This window comes from Bacillus sp. LBG-1-113 (assembly GCF_020708615.1).
GTDB classification, from domain to species: Bacteria; Bacillota; Bacilli; order Bacillales; family Bacillaceae; genus Bacillus; species Bacillus mojavensis.
This window is the reverse complement of record NZ_JAJFDG010000005.1, coordinates 157,062-177,565: the sequence shown is the minus strand read 5'-3', so window position 1 is coordinate 177,565 and position 20,504 is coordinate 157,062. Positions and strand designations below refer to the sequence as shown.

General features: G+C 47.1%; 20 protein-coding genes. 16 read left to right on the top strand and 4 right to left on the bottom strand.

Annotated features, from left to right (window positions below):
- Nucleotides 1-12: 12 nt before the first annotated feature.
- The gene (gene sufB / locus LJF29_RS14150) at nucleotides 13-1,410 is read left to right on the top strand and encodes a Fe-S cluster assembly protein SufB (protein ID WP_003228608.1); all 1,398 of its coding nucleotides are present in this window, start codon (nucleotides 13-15) and stop codon (nucleotides 1,408-1,410) included.
- Nucleotides 1,411-1,507: 97 nt separating this feature from the next.
- Here sufB and LJF29_RS14145 read toward each other — a convergent pair whose 3' ends face one another.
- Nucleotides 1,508-1,783 (bottom strand): hypothetical protein, encoded by a 276-nt coding sequence (locus LJF29_RS14145; RefSeq protein ID WP_168748692.1) that lies wholly within the window; start codon nucleotides 1,781-1,783, stop codon nucleotides 1,508-1,510.
- A complete protein-coding gene (locus LJF29_RS14140; RefSeq protein WP_168748691.1) occupies nucleotides 1,783-1,932 on the bottom strand; it encodes a spore protein in 150 nt (49 codons plus the stop codon). Before LJF29_RS14140 ends, LJF29_RS14145 begins: the two co-directional genes overlap by 1 nt.
- 158 nt (nucleotides 1,933-2,090) lie before the next feature.
- Between LJF29_RS14140 and LJF29_RS14135 the strand changes: the two genes are divergently transcribed.
- The 7 genes from LJF29_RS14135 to LJF29_RS14105 all read left to right on the top strand — a co-directional run bounded on the left by LJF29_RS14135 (nucleotide 2,091) and on the right by LJF29_RS14105 (nucleotide 8,946).
- Nucleotides 2,091-3,209 carry an NAD(P)/FAD-dependent oxidoreductase gene (locus LJF29_RS14135; protein WP_229149146.1) on the top strand — a complete coding sequence of 373 codons (1,119 nt, stop codon included), beginning with the start codon at nucleotides 2,091-2,093 and terminating at the stop codon, nucleotides 3,207-3,209.
- Nucleotides 3,210-3,311: 102 nt separating this feature from the next.
- Nucleotides 3,312-3,686, top strand: coding sequence for a nucleotide excision repair endonuclease (locus tag LJF29_RS14130; protein WP_041521064.1), 375 nt, complete (start codon nucleotides 3,312-3,314; stop codon nucleotides 3,684-3,686).
- 214 nt (nucleotides 3,687-3,900) lie between these two features.
- Nucleotides 3,901-4,887, top strand: coding sequence for a fructosamine deglycase FrlB (gene frlB / locus LJF29_RS14125; protein ID WP_229149145.1), 987 nt, complete (start codon nucleotides 3,901-3,903; stop codon nucleotides 4,885-4,887).
- Nucleotides 4,888-4,967: 80 nt separating this feature from the next.
- Complete coding sequence (locus tag LJF29_RS14120; RefSeq protein ID WP_229149144.1) at nucleotides 4,968-6,236, top strand: ABC transporter substrate-binding protein; 1,269 nt, start codon at nucleotides 4,968-4,970, stop codon at nucleotides 6,234-6,236.
- 57 nt (nucleotides 6,237-6,293) lie between these two features.
- Nucleotides 6,294-7,172 carry a carbohydrate ABC transporter permease gene (locus LJF29_RS14115; protein WP_168748687.1) on the top strand — a complete coding sequence of 293 codons (879 nt, stop codon included), beginning with the start codon at nucleotides 6,294-6,296 and terminating at the stop codon, nucleotides 7,170-7,172.
- 3 nt (nucleotides 7,173-7,175) lie between these two features.
- Nucleotides 7,176-8,078: a carbohydrate ABC transporter permease gene (locus LJF29_RS14110; RefSeq protein WP_010331773.1), complete on the top strand. Its 903-nt coding sequence runs from the start codon at nucleotides 7,176-7,178 to the stop codon at nucleotides 8,076-8,078.
- 13 nt (nucleotides 8,079-8,091) lie between these two features.
- A complete protein-coding gene (locus LJF29_RS14105) occupies nucleotides 8,092-8,946 on the top strand; it encodes a fructoselysine 6-kinase (RefSeq protein ID WP_229149143.1) in 855 nt (284 codons plus the stop codon).
- A 24-nt stretch (nucleotides 8,947-8,970) separates the two neighbouring features.
- Here LJF29_RS14105 and frlR read toward each other — a convergent pair whose 3' ends face one another.
- On the bottom strand, nucleotides 8,971-9,699 hold the full coding sequence (gene frlR / locus LJF29_RS14100) for a transcriptional regulator FrlR (RefSeq protein ID WP_229149142.1): 729 nt from the start codon (nucleotides 9,697-9,699) through the stop codon (nucleotides 8,971-8,973).
- A 182-nt stretch (nucleotides 9,700-9,881) separates the two neighbouring features.
- On the opposite strand from frlR, the gene LJF29_RS14095 reads away from it, so the two are divergent.
- Nucleotides 9,882-10,985 (top strand): ABC transporter ATP-binding protein, encoded by a 1,104-nt coding sequence (locus LJF29_RS14095; protein WP_229149141.1) that lies wholly within the window; start codon nucleotides 9,882-9,884, stop codon nucleotides 10,983-10,985.
- A gap of 32 nt (nucleotides 10,986-11,017) precedes the next feature.
- Here LJF29_RS14095 and LJF29_RS14090 read toward each other — a convergent pair whose 3' ends face one another.
- Complete coding sequence (locus LJF29_RS14090) at nucleotides 11,018-11,884, bottom strand: endonuclease I family protein (protein WP_229149140.1); 867 nt, start codon at nucleotides 11,882-11,884, stop codon at nucleotides 11,018-11,020.
- A 452-nt stretch (nucleotides 11,885-12,336) separates the two neighbouring features.
- Here LJF29_RS14090 and allC point away from each other — a divergent pair, with 452 nt between their 5' ends.
- The 7 genes from allC to pucE all read left to right on the top strand — a co-directional run bounded on the left by allC (nucleotide 12,337) and on the right by pucE (nucleotide 20,278).
- Entirely contained in the window at nucleotides 12,337-13,575 is a 1,239-nt protein-coding gene (allC, locus tag LJF29_RS14085; protein ID WP_229149139.1) for an allantoate deiminase, read from the top strand.
- 16 nt (nucleotides 13,576-13,591) lie between these two features.
- Nucleotides 13,592-14,842 carry a pyridoxal-phosphate-dependent aminotransferase family protein gene (locus LJF29_RS14080; protein ID WP_229149138.1) on the top strand — a complete coding sequence of 417 codons (1,251 nt, stop codon included), beginning with the start codon at nucleotides 13,592-13,594 and terminating at the stop codon, nucleotides 14,840-14,842.
- A 226-nt stretch (nucleotides 14,843-15,068) separates the two neighbouring features.
- Nucleotides 15,069-16,055 carry an XdhC family protein gene (locus LJF29_RS14075; protein ID WP_420709704.1) on the top strand — a complete coding sequence of 329 codons (987 nt, stop codon included), beginning with the start codon at nucleotides 15,069-15,071 and terminating at the stop codon, nucleotides 16,053-16,055.
- Complete coding sequence (gene pucB, locus LJF29_RS14070; RefSeq protein WP_229149136.1) at nucleotides 16,052-16,717, top strand: xanthine dehydrogenase accessory protein PucB; 666 nt, start codon at nucleotides 16,052-16,054, stop codon at nucleotides 16,715-16,717. The genes LJF29_RS14075 and pucB overlap by 4 nt, the downstream gene beginning before the upstream one ends.
- On the top strand, nucleotides 16,656-17,489 hold the full coding sequence (gene pucC, locus LJF29_RS14065) for a xanthine dehydrogenase subunit C (protein ID WP_229149135.1): 834 nt from the start codon (nucleotides 16,656-16,658) through the stop codon (nucleotides 17,487-17,489). Before pucB ends, pucC begins: the two co-directional genes overlap by 62 nt.
- A complete protein-coding gene (gene pucD, locus LJF29_RS14060; RefSeq protein WP_229149134.1) occupies nucleotides 17,490-19,727 on the top strand; it encodes a xanthine dehydrogenase subunit D in 2,238 nt (745 codons plus the stop codon).
- Nucleotides 19,718-20,278: a xanthine dehydrogenase subunit E gene (gene pucE / locus LJF29_RS14055; protein ID WP_229149133.1), complete on the top strand. Its 561-nt coding sequence runs from the start codon at nucleotides 19,718-19,720 to the stop codon at nucleotides 20,276-20,278. Before pucD ends, pucE begins: the two co-directional genes overlap by 10 nt.
- Nucleotides 20,279-20,504 lie beyond the last annotated feature (226 nt).

Here is a 20,504-nt window from a genome sequence, read left to right as displayed (position 1 = left end):
GAGTGAAAATGGATGGCTAAAAAAATGCCTGATATTGGTGAATACAAATATGGTTTTCACGACAAGGACGTTTCCATTTTCCGTTCAGAGCGCGGATTGACAAAAGAAATCGTAGAAGAAATTTCTCGCATGAAAGAAGAGCCTCAATGGATGCTTGATTTCCGCTTGAAATCACTTGAACATTTCTACAACATGCCAATGCCACAATGGGGCGGAGATCTAAACTCACTGAACTTTGACGAAATTACGTACTACGTAAAACCGTCTGAGCGGTCAGAGCGTTCTTGGGATGAAGTTCCTGAAGAAATTAAGCAAACATTCGACAAGCTCGGGATTCCTGAAGCTGAACAAAAATACCTTGCGGGTGTTTCTGCTCAGTACGAATCTGAGGTTGTATACCACAACATGAAGGAAGATCTTGAAGCGCAAGGCATCGTCTTTAAAGACACAGACAGCGCGCTGAAAGAAAATGAAGACATTTTCCGTGAGCACTGGGCAAAAGTGATTCCGCCGACTGATAACAAGTTTGCGGCCCTGAACTCAGCTGTTTGGTCCGGCGGATCTTTCATCTACGTGCCAAAAGGCGTAAAGGTTGAAACACCGCTTCAAGCTTACTTCCGTATCAACTCTGAAAACATGGGTCAGTTCGAACGTACGCTGATCATCGTTGACGAAGAAGCAAGCGTGCATTACGTTGAGGGATGTACTGCGCCTGTTTACACAACAAACTCACTTCACAGTGCGGTTGTTGAGATTATCGTTAAAAAAGGCGGCTACTGCCGTTATACAACGATCCAAAACTGGGCGAACAACGTTTACAACCTAGTAACGAAGCGTACAGTATGTGAAGAAAACGCAACGATGGAATGGATCGACGGCAACATCGGTTCTAAACTGACAATGAAATATCCTGCTTGTATCCTAAAAGGCGAAGGCGCGCGCGGTATGACGCTTTCTATCGCTCTTGCGGGTAAAGGCCAGCATCAGGATGCGGGTGCGAAAATGATTCACCTTGCACCAAACACATCATCCACAATCGTATCAAAATCGATTTCAAAACAAGGCGGAAAAGTAACGTACCGCGGAATCGTCCACTTCGGACGCAAAGCGGAAGGCGCCCGTTCCAACATCGAGTGCGATACGCTCATTATGGATAACAAATCTACTTCAGACACAATTCCTTACAATGAAATCTTAAATGATAACATTTCATTAGAGCACGAAGCGAAAGTGTCTAAAGTATCTGAAGAGCAGCTCTTCTACTTGATGAGCCGCGGTATTTCCGAAGAAGAAGCGACTGAAATGATCGTAATGGGCTTCATCGAGCCATTCACAAAAGAGCTTCCAATGGAATACGCAGTTGAAATGAACCGTTTGATTAAGTTCGAAATGGAAGGTTCAATCGGTTAATGTTAATAAAAAAGGACGCGACTGGTTTTCAGACGCGTCCTTTTTATATGCAGAAGAAAACCGTGGGCCGAGGGGGCTCGCACGGTATTGTTCTTTCTCAGCTTTCTGTTGTCTCGGGGTTAACAACTTTCATCACAGATGTTCTGTTGGTATAATTGCTGTTCATCTCTAATAATTGAGCATAGGCTGTGTCGAATTCATCTTTTGTCATCTGCTTTGCGGCTAATGCAGAGCATAAAACGGCAAAGGCAATCGGCATTGTGTCAATGTGAATATCAATATGGACTTCCGAATTGCCGCTGTTTTCAATAACAGAGCCATTTTTGGGCATTTCCGCAGCATGTCTGTTGATAGGAATGATATTTTCGTTCATTACTCTTCCCCGTCTTGTGACTGCGCCTGTGCCTGGTCCTGATCAGTATTCACGTTGACCACAACATTTGAATTGCCGCTGTTTTGGACTTTTGCAACTGCTGTATTGCGGTCTGTGTTTTCTTCATTTTCATGACGATTTTCGCTCATGGTATCATCCTTTCTCTATTGATAGTGACAGGATATTCGATAGGAGAGTGAAGAGATTGGACGAACTTCGCGGTTTTTCCATATTGGGGCTAAAGGTCGAAGGAAAGCACTCTATTTGGTAAAATGAATAGATATTATAAAAGAAAAGGTGTTTCCATATGAAGTCTTACATCATCGTCGGCGCAGGCATACTAGGTGCATCGACGGCTTATCATCTCGCAAAATCAGGAGCCCGGGTTACGGTGATTGACCGGAATGAGCCGGGACAAGCGACAGACGCGGCGGCAGGGATCGTCTGCCCTTGGCTTTCGCAGCGACGCAATCAGGATTGGTATCAGCTTGCTAAGGGCGGTGCGCGATACTATGCGGATTTAATCAATCAGTTGGAAGAGGACGGAGAAACGGATACAGGATATAAACGTGTCGGTGCGATCAGCATTCATACTGATCCGTCAAAGCTCGATAAGATGGAGGAAAGGGCATATAAGAGACGGGAGGATGCGCCGGAAATCGGAGACATTACCCGCTTGTCTGCAAGTGAAACGAAAAAACTGTTTCCGATTTTAGCTAATGGTTATGAATCGGTTCATATCAGCGGTGCCGCCCGGGTGAATGGAAGAGCGCTGTGCCGGTCGCTTTTAAGCGCTGCAGAGAAACGAGGCGCAAAGATCATCAAAGGAAATGCGTCCTTGCTTTTTGAAAACAGCACGGTTACCGGCGTGCAAACAGACACACAGCAGTTTGCGGCTGACGCGGTGATTGTGACGGCGGGGGCATGGGCCAATGAAGTCATGAAGCCTCTTGGCATTCATTTTCAAGTGTCCTTTCAGAAAGCGCAGATTATGCATTTTGAAATGACGGAAACGGATACAGGATCTTGGCCGGTTGTGATGCCGCCGAACGATCAGTACATTCTTTCGTTTGATAACGGCAGAATTGTAGCTGGCGCCACGCACGAAAACGATGCCGGACTTGATGATCTGCGTGTGACGGCCGGAGGCCAGCACGAAGTATTGAGCAAAGCGCTAGCCGCGGCTCCGGGACTTGCTGACGCCGCTGCCATTGAAACAAGAGTGGGCTTCAGACCGTTTACACCGGGGTTTCTGCCAGTGGTGGGTGCCGTGCCGAATGTTCAAGGACTTTACGCCGCTAACGGTTTAGGCGCGTCGGGGTTAACGATGGGACCGTTTCTCGGTTCAGAGCTCGCAAAGCTAGTTCTCGGAAAGCAGACAGAAATAGACCTTAGCCCTTATGATCTTGCCTGTGCGCTTGCATAATAATGAAAGGCATGACAAACAAATATAGTAAAGCTGTTCTAGCTTTTCTTTCCTGTCTGTGTTAGCATTTATCTTTAATGAAAAAGAGGACGTGAACTGATTTTGATAAAAATTGATATACCCGCACCGAATGTCACCATCACTGAACGACAGCAGTCAGCTAATGATAACGAGCCGAAAATAAAGGCGATTTACGGATTCATCGACTTTCACCAGATACCAAGGGATAAAGGCGGCATCTTCATGTTTTATAACATTCATGACGAACTGCTATTTGTCGGTAAAGCCAGAAAGTTAAGACAGAGAATTAAGAAACATTTTGAAGACACTGTCTCACCGATTAAACATCACAGGGACGAAGTTTATAAAATTGAAGTATGTGTAGTCGAAGATCCAATGGAAAGAGAAATTTATGAAACCTATATCATCAATACACAGCACTCGAAGTATAATATAGACAAGGTATTTTTTAAATAAGAAGTCAGTCTGCGGATTGAACAGCGAGGCCAGAGCTTATATTAAGTTCTGGCTTTTCATTTGGGCATTTTTCCGCAGATAGATATTCGTCTATTATTCGAGTAAATTAATGAGAAATTTCAGAAAATAATATTGACATTCTTATCTCCGGACTTTAATATAACAATATATAATGTTATATAACGTTATATAATAAAAACGAGGAGTGAAGGATTTGAGTCAGGTCACAGCAAAAGTTAATCGTAAGGTTCAAGCTTTCTTGCAGGATTTGAAAGGAAAAACCATCGACCATGTATTCTTTGTCGCATGCGGAGGGTCTTCGGCCATTATGTATCCGAGTAAATATGTGTTTGACAGGGAGTCAAAATCAATCAGCTCTGACCTTTACAGCTCTAATGAATTTATTCAGCGAAACCCTGTGCAGCTTGGTGAAAAGTCTCTTGTCATTTTGTGCTCGCACTCGGGAAATACCCCGGAAACGGTAAAAGCCGCTGCATTTGCGAGAAGCAAAGGCGCGCTTACGATTGCAATGACGTATAAGCCGGAGTCTCCTTTAGCACAGGAAGCGCAATATGTCGCCCAGTATGACTGGGGTGATGAGGCGCAGGCGATCAATACGAACTATGGCGTTCTATATCAAATCGTTTTCGGCACTTTGCAGGCATTAGAAAACAATACGACATTTGAACAAGCAATTGAAGGTTTAGATCAATTGCAGGCTGTGTATGATGAAGCCCTTAAGCAGGAAGCTGACAACGCACAGCAATTTGCAAAAACACATGAAAAAGAAAGCATCATTTATACAATGGCAAGCGGTGCAAACTACGGTGTCGCTTACTCCTACAGCATCTGCATTCTCATGGAAATGCAATGGATTCATTCCCACGCCATTCATGCCGGAGAATATTTTCACGGACCGTTCGAAATTATTGATGAATCCGTGCCGTTTATCATCCTGCTCGGTTTAGATGAAACAAGGCCTCTTGAAGAGCGGGCGCTTACCTTCTCGAAAAAATATGGCAAAAAGCTGACTGTGCTCGATGCCGCATCTTACGACTTCACTGCAATTGACGATTCAGTAAAAGGCTATCTTGCTCCGCTCGTTCTTAACCGTGTGCTGAGAAGCTATGCGGACGCTTTGGCAGAAGCGAGAAATCATCCTTTATCTCATAGAAGATACATGTGGAAAGTTGAGTATTGATCTGAAAAAGAGGAACCATTATGCATTAGACTATAATGTTATATAACATTATAGTCTAATGTCCAGAGGAGGCCAACCCTTTGAAGAAAATGTTATTATTTTTGATCATTGCAGCTGTCAGTATGCTCACCATTGCGGGCTGTTCGAGCCAGGGCAGTTCAGCAGATGGAATGGTGACATTGAAATTTTTCCACAGATGGCCGAAGGAGCCGGAAAAAAGGTATTTTGAAGAGGTTGTAAAGGAATTTGAAAAAGAGCATCCGGATATCGACATTCAAACTGAAGCGGTTTTGAATGACTCCTATAAAGATAAAATTAAAGTGATGCTGGGAACCAGCAGCCCTCCTGATATTTACTTCTCATGGAGTGACGAGTTTGCTTTTAAATTTATCAGAGGAAAGAAAGCACTTGATCTCTCGTCCTACTACAAAGAAGATACAGATTGGTCATCACAGCTCGTTCAATCGCAAGTTACACCATTTACGTATGAAAACCAACAATATGGCGTGCCGTGGCAAATGGACGCTAAATCATTTTTCTATAATAAAGACATATTTAAAAAGCTCAATCTAGAGCCCCCGGCGACTTGGGATGAACTCATCGATGTCTCGAAGAAGCTGAAAGAAAATGGCTATACACCGATCAGTTTCGGAACAAAAGCGACTTGGACAATCTCACATTATATCGGCACGCTGAATCAGCGGATGGTCGATGAAAAAACAAGAGAAAAGGACTATAACGCCAAAACGGGTGAATTTACCGATGAAGGCTATGTGAAAGCACTTGAAAAGCTGCAGGAACTGATGCCTTACTTCAATAAACATGTAAACTCCGTCGACCATGAATATGTGAGGCAGCAATTTAAGAGCGGAAAGTCGGCGATGATATATGCGGAAACCGCTGAAATCAAACTGGTTGAGCCAGTGAATCTAGGGATGTTCTCATTCCCTGAAATCAGCGGGCAAAAAGGATCTTCAGAAGCGTTAACGGGGGCGCCTGAAGGATTTATGATTTCCTCGAAAACAAAACATCCAAAGGAAGCAGTGGAATTTTTGCAATTTCTGACGTCGAAAAAAATGGGTGAAAAGCTCGTCAAAGACGTCGGCAAATACAGTGCGGTGCAAGGGACGGCAACCGAAGAAAATTCTACAGCCATACAGCGTGAAGCCGTTCAGCATATCGTAGATGCCAAATCAATGGTTCCGTGGTTCGACATGGATGTTGATGTTGAAATCGCAGATGTGTACTTAACAAGCGTCCAGCAAATGCTTGGCGGCGACATGACACCGAAGCAGGTCATGAAAGCCGTTCAAAAAGCAGCCAAGCAAGTGCGGGCGTCAGCTGAATAAATCAAAGAAAAGGTGAAGCGACGCACCTTTTCTTTTTATAAAGGAGATGAGTTATCCTTGGTCAATCAAAATAGAATAATCCCCTATTTGTTTTTGCTGCCGGCTCTTGTTTTTTTACTTTTCGTTTATATCCCGATTTTTGAGAATGTCTTTCTCAGTCTGTTTCAATGGAGCTCTTTTTCTCCGGAAAAAACGTTTATCGGATTGAAGAACTATGTTGAATTATTTCGTGATCCTGTCTTTTATCAAGCCCTCACGAATAACGTGCTCTACGCAGTGATCTCAATTGTATGCCAGGTGTTTGGCGGTTTAATTTTGGCGGCGGTGCTTGAGGATAAGCTGGTCAGAAAATGGTCGCCTTTTTTTCGTACCGTTTTCTTTTTGCCGGTTGTCATCTCGATGACGGTTATCGCGCTTTTGTTTGATTTTATTTACAACCCTGAGACGGGGCTTTTGAATCAGCTGCTTCAGGCGGTTGGTCTTGATCAGCTGACGAGGGCATGGCTCGGGGATGACAGCACGGCTATGCTTTCTGTCATTTTTGTATCTCAGTGGCAGTCTGTGGGTTATATCGCAATGCTGTACATTGTGTCGATTCAAAAAATACCGGATGAACTGTATGAAGCGGCGCGTCTTGACGGCGCGGGAAAAATTCAGCAGTTTTTTCACATTACCATTCCCCAGACGAAAGAGATGTCTTTTGTTGCGGTGGTCATGACGCTGACCGGCGCCTTTACGGTATTTAATGAACCGTACATTTTGACAGGCGGCGGACCGGGAAACGCTTCTGAGGTATTAAGCACGTTCTTATATAAAAGCGCCTTTACAAAGGATATGATGGGCTATGCTTCAGCGATTGCCACTGTTGTGTTAATCATTACGCTTGCTTTGTCGCTCATGCAAATGAAGTTCTTTAAAACCGGAAAGGAGGACTAACAGATGCTGCCTCAAAAGAAGACAGATTCATTCAGATTAGAGCCTGTGCCTGACCGGCACATCGAGGTGAAGAGAAAGCCGAGGCGAAAATGGTATATCGGAGAAACGTCTGTGTGGGTTTTTCTGTTTCTCTATCTTATCGCGATTGCTTATCCGCTTTTATGGATGGTCATGAGCGCCTTTAAAAGCTCGGATGATATTTTTGAGAACAGCTGGTCGCTGCCGTCTTCGTGGCATCCGGAGAATTTTGTGTCCGCCTGGAATCAGGGAATTTCTTCTTATTTTATGAACAGTGTGATCGTGACGGCGCTGACATGTGTAATCACTGTCTTTATCAGCGCATGGGGAGCGTACGGGCTTTCGAGGTTCGAGTTTAAAGGAAAAGGGTTCTTTTTGGTGCTTTGTCTTGGCGGTTTGATGCTGACACCTCAGGTCAGTCTTGTACCGCTTTATTCCATTATTCAGTCGCTGGGGCTTTACAATACGTATTGGGCTTTGATATTGCCTTATGCGGCTTATCGGATTCCGTTTACCATCATTTTGATCCGCTCTTATTTTCTTTCTATTTCTAAAGAATTGGAAGAGGCGGCTTATTTAGATGGGTGTACGAGTTTTGGAGTATTTTTCAGAATTTTCTTACCAATGAGTGTGCCTATTTTAGTGACGTCGGGCATTTTGACGGCTTACCATACGTGGAATGAGTTTATGTTTGCGATTATTTTCATAGATGACGAGAATTTGCGGACCATTCCGGCGGGGCTGATGCAGTTCCGAGATGCACTGCAGACGGATTGGGGCGTCTTGCTGGCGGGATTAACGATTTCTGCTGCGCCGATTATTATTCTATTTTTATTTATGCAGAAATATTTTGTCCGCGGGATTGCAAGCGGAAGCGTAAAAGGATAAAGGAGGAAGCACAATGAAATTAATTGCTGTTGGAGACAATGTTGTAGACTACTATCAGGATCAAGAAACATTCTACCCGGGAGGTAACGCTTTAAATGTCGCAGTGCTTGCAAAACGGCTTGGACATGAGGCTTCTTATATCGGAATCGTCGGCAATGACGAAGCCGCGGCTCATCTGCTGAATGTGCTGAAATTGGAGAAGGTTAACGCGGATTTTATTCGCCAGGCGCATGGGGAAAACGGAATGGCAATCGTTACCCTTGATGAACAGGGGGACCGGATCTTTGTCCGATCGAATAAGGGGGGCATCCAGTCGCGTCTCCGTCTTGTGTTTCAGGAAAAGGACTTATCTTTTATCAGCGGGCATGATCTGCTGCATACCAGTGTGTACAGCAGGCTTGAGAACGATTTGCCGCAGCTGTGCGGTCTGATTCCGGTCTCTTTTGATTTTTCCACAAATCGAGAGGATGAGTATTTGAAAAAGGTCTGTCCTTATGTGACGTACGCGTTCTTTTCAGGAAGCGATCTGAGTGAGACGGAGTGCGGCCAGCTTGCCGAAAAGGCACATGAGTACGGAGCAAAAATCGTATGTATGACCCGCGGCGGGCAAGGGGCGATCCTGTCTGCGGGAGACCGAATCTATCATCAGCCGATTGTGGAAGCTGATATAATTGATACACTCGGAGCAGGAGATTCATTTATCGCGGGATTTTTAACTGCCTTCTGTGAGAAGCAGGATATGCCAGACGCTTTGCGCCAAGGAGCGGAAACAGCTGCGAAAACATGCGGAGTGTACGGGGCATTCGGCTACGGCTATCCCTACCGCCTGGAGGAAGGGGGAAGCAGTGAAAAAACGAGAATACTATAAGCAGTGTCTCGTTTTTTATGCCTGTTATGTGTAGGGGCTGTTGATTGTAAAAGTGACACGGTTTGTGTGCATTAAAAACAGTGAGCAGTAGATCGGCTGATCGTTTGAGGTAAATGCGGTTTTATCGATTTCAAACAGTGCATCTCCAATATCGCAATCCAAGTATTTGCTTTCCTCCTGCTGGGCATATACAACGTTTAATAGTTTCGTATTGTGAGTGGGAACGACTTGGTATTGCTGCTTCAAAATATCATGCATAGATACGCCGTCCGCAATAAACGTATTGATGGCAGGAAACAGCTCCAGCGGATAATGCGTGATTTCAAAGGTGAGCGGCTGATCATCATTATATAAAATCCGTTTTAATTCAACGACAGGGCTCTCGGTTTTAATATGAAGCTTTTCGGCAATCGGTTTCGATGCTGAAATGATTTCATGGGACAGAACCTGGTGCTTCGGCTTTTTTCCGGTTGATTCCATAAATTCAGAGTAGCCGTTTACTGCAATCAGCTCTCTCTTCAATTTAGGGCTTTTAACGAACGTTCCTTTTCCCTGCTGCCTGATCAGATAGCCTTCTTCGACCAGATCGAGAATGGCTTTTCTGACGGTAATGCGGCTGACATTATACTTGCTGCAAAGCTCGTTTTCTGTGGGCAGCTTGGCAGCCGGGGAATACAAGCCCTTTTTAATGTCATCTGTTATGATTTGTTTTAGCTGAATGTATAAAGGTGTTGAACTTCCGTTGTTTAACAAGGGGTAGCCTCCTTTTAAGCTATTATTTATATTATAATGTATTATGACGTTATAATACAAATTTGCGTTTTTTATTTTAGAAATATAGCAAATATGGGAATTGATTACTCTAAAAATAACAGAAAGACCGAGTTGTTTCCAGTGACGAAATAACGGAGAAAAAAGACAGGGGGCGTTTTCTGATGGCTTCATTAACATTTGAACATGTCAAAAAATCATATCATTCACAATTAACGGTGAAAGACTTTGATTTAGATGTAAAAGATAAGGAGCTTTTGGTGCTGGTGGGGCCGTCAGGCTGCGGCAAATCGACAACCCTGCGGATGGTGGCGGGGCTGGAAAGCATTTCTGAAGGAAGCCTCTTTATCGATGGGGAACGGGTCAATGATCTTCCGCCGAAGGAGCGTGATATCGCGATGGTGTTCCAAAACTACGCGCTGTATCCGCATATGACTGTTTTCGATAACATGGCGTTTGGACTGAAGCTCAGAAAAATGCCGAAACAAGAAATTGCCGAGCGGGTGCATGCAGCTGCAAACATTTTGGAGATTGAGCATTTGCTGAAGAGAAAACCGAAGGCACTTTCCGGCGGCCAGCGGCAAAGGGTGGCGCTTGGCAGATCAATTGTGCGGGAACCAAAGGTCTTTTTAATGGACGAGCCGCTTTCTAATCTGGATGCGAAGCTGAGAGTGACAATGCGGACAGAAATCAGCAAGCTTCACCAGCGGCTAGAAGCAACCATTATCTATGTCACCCATGATCAGACTGAAGCGATGACGATGGGCGATCGGATTGTCGTCATGAATGAAGGTAAAATTCAGCAAGTGGCCAAGCCTCATGATATCTATCATTATCCGGCAAACCTGTTCGTGGCCGGGTTTATTGGCTCTCCCGGAATGAATTTTTTCAAAGGCATGATTGAAGAGCAGCATGGCGAGCTGTTTTTCACAAACTCTTCGATCCGGCTTCATATTCCTGAAGAAAAGGCAAAACGGCTGAAGAAAAAAGGCTATGCCGGACAACCGATGACACTCGGTGTACGGCCGGAGCACATCGCACAAATGACTGGAAATGACCGGATGTTTGATTCCATGTTGAAAGCGACAGTGGAAGTGAATGAAAATTTGGGATCTGAGCTGATTGTGCATGTCAGCGCCGGGAACGAGCGGCTTACGGTAAGGCTGGACGGCAGCAATCGAATCGCCGCGGGCGACTCGATTCAGCTGGCGGTGAAAATGGATCACGCCGTCTTTTTCGATGCTGAAACGGAACAGGCTGTGTATTAGAAAAGGTGCTCCCTTCGGGGAGCACCTTTTTCTTACGGCCAAATGTCGTCTGCCCATTCAGGGTGATCGATAAATGGATTTCGGTTGTGCTGATATTTTTCATAAATGATTTCATTTCTTTTTCTTTCGCGGGCATCAACAGGGTCCTGCCTATTCCATTCAAGCAAGGCGGATTGTTTTCCATGATAAGGAGCAGAGCCGTTTCCTGTCCTATCATTGAGCTCAAGGTCAGGGTAGCCGTCATCTCCTTCGTAACGGACAGCCATGTAAAACAGCATGCGGGCGACATCGCCTTTCACATCATCGCGGGGCTCCCAAGAATCTCCGTCATAATAATTTCCGGGTGCTTTCGCATACTCGTTGCCGCCGTTGTCAAAGTCCAAGTTGCCTCTGGCGCTGTTGACTTGAACATCAGCCGGGCGCAAATGGTGAATGTCGGTGCCAGGCCCCATGCTTGTACCAAAATCGCCATGGGATTTTGCCCAGACGTGCTCGCGGTTCCAATCGCCGACATTGCCGCCGTTTAGGTTTTTCGACCGCGATTCATTCGTATAGAGCAGGATGACGTTATTCGGATTTGCCGGATCTGCATCCGTTTCTTTCAGCGCGTTCCATACCTCGCTGTAAGACAGCATCGTATGTCCGCTGATGATGCGGTGCAGCGCGCTTTTTAACGCCTCTCCGCTTTTTCCTTCAGCACCTTCATAATAGGTGTCTGTGTCGGTGTATGGTGCAGCGGGAGAGACCAATGAGAGAATGCCTCCGGAGACTGCGGGAGAAGTAGCTGCACGGTCATTCAGGTTCAATCCGGTTTGCGCGCTTGCTGAAGCAGAGGGCGCAAACCATCCGGAAATCAGTAATACACAGACGAGCGGCAGAAACCTTGCTTTTGTTGTCATCACTTGCCCTCCTTTAGATCAGATCATGTCTATTATCTAAAATTGAATGAAAGGTTAGAAGTGTCATTTTGTATATTTTTCATTAAAATTGTAAATTAGTACCTTTGGAGGAGGCGGAACTCTATTGTTTCAGGATCTTTAGTCTGCGTTTTTCCTTGATTGAGTGCTGCTTCATTCGCTTGTAAAAACGCTGAGGTCTGCACATTGCTTGCTTCACTGAAATATTTTCTTCCCGTGAATCTCGCTAGTTCATCCCCTTTTTTTCCTCTTGCTGTTTTTTTAATTCATTGCTGCTTATTGACTCTCTTCCTTACTGGCTGCTTTTTCTAAAATGGAATGGCAGACTGGTTATGATGACTAAAAAACAAACATTTTTTTGGTTTATGTGCTGATGAACTAATGTCTTCCTCCCTCTATAATGAAGTCACCATAACGGCCAGAGGAGGAAGCACATGGAAAAGCAGAGGCTTTCAGTAAAAAGCGGCATTGCTGATTACATTGATTGGCTTGCCCAATTCGGCGTGTCTGCTGATGGCGGGGTAACGAGACTTTTGTACACCAAAGAGTGGATGGACGCGCAGCTCGCCGTGAAAGCGGAGATGTCGGCATTTGGGCTTGACGCCAGATTTGACGATGTCGGCAATGTCTTTGGAAGGCTTCAGGGCACCCAGTCTCCGGATGAAGTGATTTTAGCCGGCTCACATATCGATACTGTGATCAATGGGGGAAAGTATGATGGCTCATATGGCGTGCTTGCGGCAATGCTTGCTTTAAAGCAGCTCAAAGAAACATACGGAGCGCCGAAAAAAACGCTTGAGGCTGTGTCTTTATGTGAGGAAGAGGGCAGCCGTTTTCCGATGACATACTGGGGATCAGGGAATATGATGGGTGCTTTGTCATTGAAGCATGCGGAAGTACCGAGGGACGGATCTGGTGTTTCATTACAAGAGGCGATGCATGACAACGGTTTTGGCAGAGGCGTGTATCCGTCAGCGCACAGGACAGATATCAACGCTTTTATAGAAATTCACATTGAACAAGGACAGACGCTCGAAATGTCAGGACGAGATCTCGGTGTGGTGACAAGTATAGTCGGGCAGAGAAGATATTTGATTACGCTTGAGGGAGAATGCAACCACGCAGGGACCACCTCCATGAAATGGCGCAAGGACCCGCTCGCAGCCAGCAGCCGAATGATTCATGAACTGCTGCTTCGTGCTGAAGAACAGCCTGATGAGCTTCGCCTGACATGCGGAAAAATGACGGTGGAGCCCAATGTGGCTAATGTCATACCTGGACGGGTGCAGTTTTCAATCGATATTCGACATCAGCATCAGCGTGTGCTGGAGCATTTTCATGAAGAAATGACAGCTGTCATCAACGGTATTTGTGACGAAAAAGGGATTCACGCCATGATTGATGAATATATGCGAATAGAGCCTGTGCCGATGGACGAAACGCTTTCTGCCAAGGCTCTTGAGACAGCGGCAGAAAACGGTATCAGCTGTGAAGAAATGGTGAGCGGGGCAGGGCATGATGCGCAAATGATCGGAAGGAGCTGTCCTGCTTGTATGCTGTTTGTGCCGAGCAGAGGCGGCATCAGCCATTCCCCGGAGGAATTTACTTCTGCACGTCAGCTTGAGATCGGCGTCCGCACATTGACTCATTTATTATATAAACTGGCTTACTGATGAAGGAGGAATGGCTGTGTCAGGCAGAAAAGAATTATGTACACCGTTAAGAACGATTATGACACCGGGGCCTGTAGAGGTCGATCCGCGTGTATTAAGAGTGATGAGCACGCCGGTTGTCGGCCAATTTGACCCGGCGTTTACCGATATCATGAATGAAACGATGGAGATGCTCCGAGAATTGTTTCAAACGAAAAACCGCTGGGCGTATCCGATTGACGGCACATCACGGGCGGGAATTGAAGCGGTGTTAGCGAGTGTCATTGAACCGGGAGATGACGTGCTAATTCCGATATACGGACGCTTCGGCTTTTTGCTGACTGAAATCGCTGAGCGGTACGGGGCGAATGTTCATACGATTGAGTGTGAGTGGGGAACGGTATTTGACCCTGACGAAATTATACGGGAAATGAAAAAGGTGAAGCCGAAAATTGTGGCGATGGTGCACGGGGAAACATCATCTGGCCGAATCCATCCGCTGAAAGCGATTGGAGAAGCGTGCCGTGCTCGGGATGTACTGTTTATTGTCGATGCGGTAGCGACAATTGGGGGCTGCGAGGTGAAAGTGGATGAATGGAACATTGACGCAGCTATCGGCGGTACGCAAAAGTGTCTGTCTGTTCCGTCTGGGATGGCACCGATTACATATAATGAACGGGTGGCAGATATTATTGCGGCGCGCAAAAAGGTGGAACGCGGAATTGCGACCCAGGCAGACAAGGCGAAGCTTTCCGGAAATCGCCCGATCGTAAGCAATTATTTTGATTTGAGCCAGCTCGAGGATTATTGGAGCGAACGGCGGCTCAATCATCATACAGAAGCGACAACGATGCTTTATGCCTTGCGTGAGGGCGTAAGACTGGTGCTTGATGAAGGCCTTAAAGCACGTTTCGAGCGGCATCAGCACCATGAGGCCGCGTTAATAGCCGGGATTAAAGCGATGGGGCTGAAGCTGTTTGGGGATGAGAGCTGCAAAATGCCTGTTGTCACCTGTGTGCAAATCCCGGACGGCGTAGATGGAGAGTCAGTCCGCCATATGCTTTTGGCACAGTTCGGAATCGAAATCGCCAGCTCATTCGGCCCTTTAGCCGGGAAGATTTGGAGAATTGGTACGATGGGCTACAGCTGCAGGCGGGAAAACGTACTGTTTGTGCTTGCCGGATTAGAAGCTGTGCTTCTCAGACACGGCGCTGTGATTGAAGCGGGAAAAGCACTTCAGGCCGCGCTTGATGTATATGAAGATGCTAAAAGCCAGACGGCGATTTAAAGAAAAAGCGTGCGGAATTCCGCACGCTTTTTTTTCGCTCTTTCTCCAATCTGATTTTCTCTGTTTGACTCTTTTTACAAATCCGTTTTCTCTGTGTTGCATTTTCTGACGGGGCATGAGTCATTTTATCTTTTTTCATCTATTCTTTATACACGGCCCTATTAAATGACGTTTTATTTCTTACGGCATTTTTTGAGAGGAGGATGCGGCATTGGAGTATTTTCACATGATTTTAGATGCGCTTCTGGAAGATCAGGATGAGGCTGTGCTGGCGACCATTGTTCAAGTTGAAGGCTCCGCATATCGAAAAGCGGGCGCCACCATGCTCTTTAAGAAAAATGGAGAAAGAATTGGCTTGCTCAGCGGCGGGTGTCTGGAAGAGGATTTATCCCAAAGAATCGGTGAGCTCGGCGATCATCTGCCTACAGCGCTTATATCCTATGACATGCGGGCTGAAGACGATCTTTCATGGGGAATGGGAGTCGGCTGCAATGGCGTTATTCATATCTATGCGGAACGAATCTCTCAGGAAAAAAAGCGGCACTATGAAAGAGTAAGAGACTGCCTTTATGCAGGAAAAGCCGTAACAGCTGCTACACAGATTGAATCCTCACAGTCAGGGCGTTATCTGTTTTTGTCAGAGACCGGGCATTTTGGGCACTGGCCGGATGCGCCGCTTCAAGACATTCAACGCACTGCTTCAACGTTTCATTTGCCGCATTTTGAACGATCATCAAACATTTTTATTCAGCGTATTGAGCCAAAGCCGCGTCTCATTCTGTTTGGGGCGGGCCCAGATATGAGACCGCTCGCCAATTTGGCGGCTGAGACCGGATTTTCTGTCATTGTGACAGATTGGCGGCCCGCGTATTGCACAGCCTCTCATTTTCCAAAAGCAGATCAGCTGATTACTGAATTTCCGGAGCAGATGCTGAGTGAATTTGAATTTTCGCCTCAGGATTTCGCTGTTGTAGCGACTCACCATTTTCAGCACGATCAAGTCATCGTTGAATCCTTATTATCTCGAGACCTTCATTATATCGGGCTTCTAGGCTCTGAAAACCGCACGAAACGGCTGCTGAATGGAAAACAGCCGCCCGCTCATTTTTACAGTCCGGTCGGGTTGAAAATCGGCGCGGAAGGCCCAGAGGAAATTGCCGTCAGCATCATTGCGGAAATCCTTCAAACACGAAAACGGCTGGCGGTTATATGAATATTATTGGTGTATTTCTTGCGGCCGGAAAAAGCGAGAGAATGGGCACAAACAAGCTGGCATTGCCGCTAAAAGGAGAAACGATCGGATCGGCTTCATTAAAAGCAGCTCTATTATCCCGTCTTGACCATGTGCTGATTGTCGAGAGGACAGAACATGCTTCACTTGAGTGGATCGGGGAGCAATATTATTCACCGCCTTTTCTGGATCGCTGGAGCCTGCATGTCTGTAAAGAAGCGGAAAAGGGCCAAGGGCATTCTGTCAGCAGCGGGGTGAGAAAAGCGGAAAGCATGGGGGCAGACGGAGTCGTCATTCTGTTGGGTGACCAGCCGGAGCTTTCCGTCGACCATGTAAATGCCCTGATATCAAGGGCTCACGGATTGTTTGCCGTGTCAGCGTCTTTGCGTACGCTCAGTCCGCCTATTTATTTCTCATCCGCCTGTTTTCCATATGTAAAGGAGTTAAAGGGAGATGAGGGTGCCCGCAGGCTGCTCAAAAACGGACAGCTTGGCATTGGAACGGTAGTGGTAGTGAAAGATTGCGAGGAACTGGAAGATATTGATACACCGGAGGAATATGACACTGTTAGGAGGCGAATTCATGAACGGACAAGTGACACAAGCGCGGATGAACATTCAATTATGGAGGCCGGCAGCGCTTGATGAGGCATTTTCTCTATTGGAGCAGTTTGCGCCAAATGTGTGTGCAGCATCGGGCAGCACGCTGCTCCAGCTCCAATGGGACAAAGGAATTCTTCCAAAAACGCATCTCATCAGCCTTGAAGCCATCGTAGAAATGAAAGGCATTACCGCTGATGACACCCACGTGTCGATCGGGGCGCTCACCACGCTGAATGAATGCAGAAAAAACAGCCTCATCAAGCAGGAGCTGGCTTGCTTATGTGAAGCAGTTTCTGCTGTTGCAGCGCCGGGGATCCGAAGCCGGGCCACAATTGGCGGTAACATAGCGAGTAAAATAGGGGATTTGATTCCGCTCCTGCTTGTGCTTGATGCGGAGCTCATCGTTTATCAGAAGGAGCTTGTCAGGCTGCCGCTTGCTGAATGGATCTCCAGTGAAGCGTATCCACATGGAATCGTGACCCGTGTGATCATCCCGCGTCCAGAGGGAGATCGTGTGTTTTTCCGCAAGCTGGGAAGGAGGCAGGCATTTACCGGAGCGGTTGCTGTGACGGCAGGACGTTTACTGAAAGACAGTGACATTCGCCTCGCAGCGGGCCATGCCGATATCAGGCCGAAAAGATTAATAGAGAGCGAAGGGAAATGGATGGAGCCTGAATGGGAGGCACATGAACTGTACGAAACACTTATCAAGGAGCTGCCGTTTTCAGCCGATGCTTTCGTGTCAGCGGCATACAGAAAAAAGGCGGCTGCCAACGTCATCATGTCCGAGCTTTTGATTGAGGGAGGGGAATAAATGGGCATAAGCAAACCGTCAAGAATAAGGCCGGATGGAAGGGGAAAGGTCACGGGTGAATTGAAGTATATGACTGATCTCACCTTTCCGGGGATGCTGTATGGCAAAATCCTGAGAAGCGCTTATCCTCATGCGGAAATCGTGTCGATTTGCACAAAAAAGGCTGAAGAAATGGAAGGTGTGCGAGCGGTCGTCACCCATAAGGACGTTCCAGGTTTAAACCGTTTTGGGATTGTCATTCCTGACCAGCCGGTTCTATGCGAGGATAGAGTACGTTATGTCGGAGATGCAGTGGCGGCCGTCGCAGCAGAAACGGAAGACATTGCTGAAGCTGCGCTGGAGCTGATTCACGTGGTGTACAGGAAGCTGACGGTCATTGATTCTCCGGAAAAAGCGCTCGAACCAGATGCGCATATGCTGCACCCGGACGGGAACATCCTTCATCGCGCATTTTTCTCGCACGGCGATGTGGAAGCGGGGTTCCAATCGTGTCACACGATTCTTGAAGAAACCTACGAACTGCCGCGGCAGATGCATACGTATATGGAAGCGGAAGGGGGCGTAGCTGTTCCGGAACGTGACGGGGGTTTTAAAATGTACGCTGGCACTCAGCACGGCTACAAGGACCGTTTTCAGCTTGCCCGCATTTTTGGTATTCCTGAAGAGAAGATTCGGGTTGTGTCGAGTCCGATGGGCGGCTCATTTGGCGGAAAGGATGAGCTGAATATTCAGCCGTATGCCGCGCTTTTGGCCCGTAAAAGCGGATACCCGGTCAAAATTCATCAGACGAGGCAGGAATCTGTACGCTCAGGAATCAAACGCCACCCGATGAAAATCACGATCAAAACAGGGGCTGATCAAACAGGAAAGCTTCTGGCTCATGATGTGAAAATCATTGCCGATACAGGCGCTTACGCCACGCTGGGACCGGCAGTCCTGGACTTTTCTGCTGAGCATGCCGCGGGTCCGTACCGAATCCCTAATATCCGCACTGAAGGGATCTCTGTGTTTACGAACAATGGGGTGGCGGGAGAATTCCGAGGCTTTGGCGGCAATCAAATCACATTTGCGCTTGAAACCCATCTTGATCGCCTCAGCAACATGCTCCGCATCGACCCGCTGGAGCTGCGAAGAAAAAATATCAGAAAACCGCATGACCCGGGGCCGCTTGAGCATCGGATTGCGCCCACTAACGGAGCGGCGCAGGTGTTGAAAGTCATTTCTGCATCTCCTATTCTCAAAAGAAAACATCAGACGTCTCGTTATAAACGAAGAGGTGTCGGAGCCGCGATTACCATGCATGGCGGCGGGCTTGGCTATGGCCGGATGGATGCCGCAGGAGGGCGTCTTTCCCTTTCAAGTGGCGGCAACATCACGGCTTCATTTGGATTTGAAGAGTGCGGGCAGGGCATACTCGCCGCGATTGAACATATTGTCACCAAAGAGCTGGGCTGCGCGGCTGAGGATATTTCCATTATCATCGGAGATACCGCAAAAGTGCCAAAGTCAGGCTCCTCCACAGCATCCCGCGGCACGAGCATGGTGTGGCACGCGATCCAGCGTTTGAAGAAACCGTTTCTAGCTCAGCTGAAAAAACGGGCCGCAGAATGGAGCGGTTGTTCAGCGGAAAACCTTACGCTCGGCTCCGCAGGCTTACGTGATCTATACACAAAAGAGCTTGTGGTGACGTATAGAGAGCTGGCTGAAAAAGGCCCTTTGACAGAGGAAACAGCATTCGATTTTCCGACAACGCCTGATCCTGTGGTCGGCGGCCATTTTCTCTACTCATTTGGAGCGGCTGCTGTGGAGGTGGAGGTTGATCTTTTAACAGGCGATGTCAGAGTGATAGATTGTGAGCACGCCATTGCGGCAGGTCCGGTTGTCAGTCCGCAGGGTTATTTGGGACAAATCGAAGGCGGCGCTGCTATGGCGCTCGGCTATACGCTGATGGAGGAAGCAAAAATGACGGACGGCCGTTACGCAGCGGAGAATTTGGATCAGTATGTCATTCCGGGAATCAAAGATGTTCCGGCAATGAAACTGACCGCGATAGAAGAGCTGATGGATGGTGACCCATATGGCCCGCGCGGTGTCGGAGAAATAGGGACGATCGCCATCACCCCGGCGATTGTAAAGGCCGTACATGATGCAGTCGGCTGCTGGGTGAACAAGCTGCCGATTTCGCGTGAAGAGCTGCTTGATGCGATAGACAGAAAGGGGATAAAACAATGGACGTAAAAGAAGCAGGATCTTTCTCAGAAAGAAAGCAGCGGTTCCGAATGACTGTGAATGGAATAGCCCAGGAGGTTGATGCGGTTCCTGCAGCTCGCTTGAGTGACCTTCTGCGGACGGAATTCCAGCTGACCGGAACAAAGATTTCCTGCGGAATCGGCCGTTGCGGAGCATGTTCTGTCCTGCTAGACGGCACGCTCGCCAATGCGTGTATGACCATGGCCTATCAAGCGGCCGGCCATTCGATCACAACCATTGAGGGGCTTCAAAAAGAAGAACTGGATATCTGCCAAACCGCTTTACTGGAGGAAGGAGGCTTCCAATGCGGATATTGCACACCCGGGATGACGATTGCACTTAAAGCTCTGTTTCAGGAAAACCCGCAACCTACTGACGAAGATATTGAAGAAGGGCTGGCGGGCAATTTGTGCCGGTGTACCGGTTATGGAGGGATTATGCGGTCGGCTTGCAGGATTAGAAAAGAGTTGAGCTGCGGGAAAAGGGAGTCATTGGACTTTTCCCGCAGCTACAGCAAAGCACCGGATATAATGAGCTGAAAGCTAAGCAAAGAACGAATACTGATATCTATATGGAGCTTGGCATAATATCGGATCAATTTTATATGTTAAAGAAGCATGCTATCAATGCCATTGCAACAGTCCTTGGAATAATCTAAGGGCTGTTTTTTCCTGAGACGTCAAAGATCTACAAAGTGAGTGAGCCTTAGCTCGGATAATAGCCAAGGTTTTTTACACTGATGTACTTAATTGTTGACCGTAAAAA

What these genes read in the sequence shown, in the direction of transcription:
- sufB (WP_003228608.1), top strand. Translation starts at nt 13, where the DNA reads ATGGCTAAAAAAATGCCTGATATTGGTGAATACAAATATGGTTTTCAC.
- LJF29_RS14145 (WP_168748692.1), bottom strand. Translation starts at nt 1,783, where the DNA reads ATGAACGAAAATATCATTCCTATCAACAGACATGCTGCGGAAATGCCC.
- LJF29_RS14140 (WP_168748691.1), bottom strand. Translation starts at nt 1,932, where the DNA reads ATGAGCGAAAATCGTCATGAAAATGAAGAAAACACAGACCGCAATACA.
- LJF29_RS14135 (WP_229149146.1), top strand. Translation starts at nt 2,091, where the DNA reads ATGAAGTCTTACATCATCGTCGGCGCAGGCATACTAGGTGCATCGACG.
- LJF29_RS14110 (WP_010331773.1), top strand. Translation starts at nt 7,176, where the DNA reads ATGCTGCCTCAAAAGAAGACAGATTCATTCAGATTAGAGCCTGTGCCT.
- LJF29_RS14105 (WP_229149143.1), top strand. Translation starts at nt 8,092, where the DNA reads ATGAAATTAATTGCTGTTGGAGACAATGTTGTAGACTACTATCAGGAT.
- LJF29_RS14095 (WP_229149141.1), top strand. Translation starts at nt 9,882, where the DNA reads ATGGCTTCATTAACATTTGAACATGTCAAAAAATCATATCATTCACAA.
- LJF29_RS14090 (WP_229149140.1), bottom strand. Translation starts at nt 11,884, where the DNA reads ATGACAACAAAAGCAAGGTTTCTGCCGCTCGTCTGTGTATTACTGATT.
- allC (WP_229149139.1), top strand. Translation starts at nt 12,337, where the DNA reads ATGGAAAAGCAGAGGCTTTCAGTAAAAAGCGGCATTGCTGATTACATT.
- LJF29_RS14075 (WP_420709704.1), top strand. Translation starts at nt 15,069, where the DNA reads ATGATTTTAGATGCGCTTCTGGAAGATCAGGATGAGGCTGTGCTGGCG.
- pucB (WP_229149136.1), top strand. Translation starts at nt 16,052, where the DNA reads ATGAATATTATTGGTGTATTTCTTGCGGCCGGAAAAAGCGAGAGAATG.
- pucC (WP_229149135.1), top strand. Translation starts at nt 16,656, where the DNA reads ATGAACGGACAAGTGACACAAGCGCGGATGAACATTCAATTATGGAGG.
- pucD (WP_229149134.1), top strand. Translation starts at nt 17,490, where the DNA reads ATGGGCATAAGCAAACCGTCAAGAATAAGGCCGGATGGAAGGGGAAAG.
- pucE (WP_229149133.1), top strand. Translation starts at nt 19,718, where the DNA reads ATGGACGTAAAAGAAGCAGGATCTTTCTCAGAAAGAAAGCAGCGGTTC.